The following is a 1,541-nucleotide window of genomic DNA, read 5'->3' on the forward strand; positions in this document are numbered from 1 at the left end:
GGGGCGGGGTCCTTCCCCCCTCCCCGGGGCCGGCAGTTCCGGATGACCGCGCCGGTGTCGGCCCGAGCCCCGCGTGGCCCGCGCGGGCCACGCGCGCTCCCCGGCGCGTACGTAGTCTGGAGACATGACCGAACGCAAGCCGCCCGGAGTCAGCTTCGAGTCGTTCGTGGACAAGCAGATCCGCGAGGCAGCGGAGCGCGGCGAGTTCCGGAACCTGTCCGGCTTCGGCAAGCCGCTTCCGAACGACTCGGCGCCGTACGACGAGCTGTGGTGGATCAAGGGGAAGATGCACCGCGAGGGGGCTTCCGCGCTACCCCCCTCGCTCGCCCTGCGCAAGGAGGCCGAGGACGCCGAGGCGGCCGTGGCCCGGGCCGTCTCGGAGGGGCAGGTCCGCCGCGTCCTCGAAGAGGTCAACGCGAAGATCGCCGAGGCCCTCCGCCGCCCGCCCGCGGGGCCTCCGCTGCAGCTGAGGCCCTTCGACGTCGAGGCGGCGGTGCGGCAGTGGAAGGCGGAGAGGAAGCTCCCGTGAACAGCGCCGGACTGCTGGTCGACTCCTTCGGGCGGGTGCGCGAGGCCGTCCACGGTGCCGTGGAAGGGCTGACGGAGGAGGAGCTCGCCGTACGCGTCGATCCCGACGCCAACTCGATCGCCTGGCTCGTCTGGCACCTCACCCGGATCCAGGACGACCACCTCGCGGACGCGTTCGGCGAGGAGCAACTGTGGGCCTCGGACGGTTGGGCGGCCCGCTTCGGGCTGCCGTTCCCGCAGCGGGCCACCGGCTACGGGCAGACGAGCGCCCAGGTCGGAGCGGTCCGGGCCACGGCGGACCTGCTGCTCGGCTACCACGACGCCGTCCACTCCCGGACCGAGGCGCTGGTCGGCGCGGTCACGGAGGAGGACCTGGCACGGGTCGTGGACACCGCCTGGGACCCGCCGGTCACCCTCGGGGTGCGCTTGGTGTCGGTGATCGCGGACGACCTCCAGCACGCGGGACAGGCGGCTTACGTACGGGGCCTGGTCGAGCGACGCTAGCGGCGCCGGGCAGCGCTGCGGCGCCGTCGTCGAGCGTCCGCGGGCGGGCCCGTACGCGGACAGCCGTCACGAGTTCGGAACTCCTGCACGACCCGGGCAGCTCCACCGCGCTCCTGGACCACGTCGATTCGATGGCCACGGCCCCCGACTGCTCGGTCCTCGTCCGCGGCGGCTCGATCAGCCGGGGCGGCGAGGGCGTCTACAAGACCGCTCCCGGCGAGGGGGCGCTCCGGTCGTCATGCTCGTCGCCTCCGCCGGCCTGCCGACCGAGCTCGACCTGGCCTCCTCGTCCGTCCCGTCCGTTGTCGACCTCGACCAGAACGACGGCAGGGCCACCCACACCTGGAGCCTGTCCCGGTACAACGGCGAGGGAACTGTCACCCTGCGCCACCTCGCCACCGGCAAGAAGGCCCAGCGCCCCCTTCACCCGCACCACCACGGACCTCTACGAGGGAGAGGGCACCGCGTTCAGCTCGGTCTCCTGACCCGGGCGACAAGCACCCCCGGTC

Annotated in this window: 3 protein-coding genes; all 3 read left to right on the plus strand. The window is 73.3% G+C overall.

The features are described 5' to 3' along the window. Positions 1-124: 124 nt before the first annotated feature. Positions 125-529, plus strand: a complete 405-nt coding sequence (locus ACFW2Y_RS35820) for a DUF1992 domain-containing protein (protein WP_384887925.1) — start codon at positions 125-127, stop codon at positions 527-529. Next, entirely contained in the window at positions 526-1,032 is a 507-nt protein-coding gene (locus tag ACFW2Y_RS35825; RefSeq protein ID WP_384887926.1) for a DUF664 domain-containing protein, read from the plus strand. The genes ACFW2Y_RS35820 and ACFW2Y_RS35825 overlap by 4 nt, the downstream gene beginning before the upstream one ends. A gap of 238 nt (positions 1,033-1,270) precedes the next feature. Beyond that, positions 1,271-1,541: hypothetical protein (locus tag ACFW2Y_RS35830; RefSeq protein WP_384887929.1), on the plus strand; the 271-nt coding region annotated here is incomplete at its 3' end.

The organism is Streptomyces sp. NPDC058877 (genome assembly GCF_042742855.1).
In the GTDB taxonomy this organism is placed as follows: Bacteria; Actinomycetota; Actinomycetes; order Streptomycetales; family Streptomycetaceae; genus Streptomyces.

Coding starts and splice junctions, on each gene's coding strand:
- ACFW2Y_RS35820 (WP_384887925.1), top strand. CDS start 125: ATGACCGAACGCAAGCCGCCCGGAGTCAGCTTCGAGTCGTTCGTGGAC.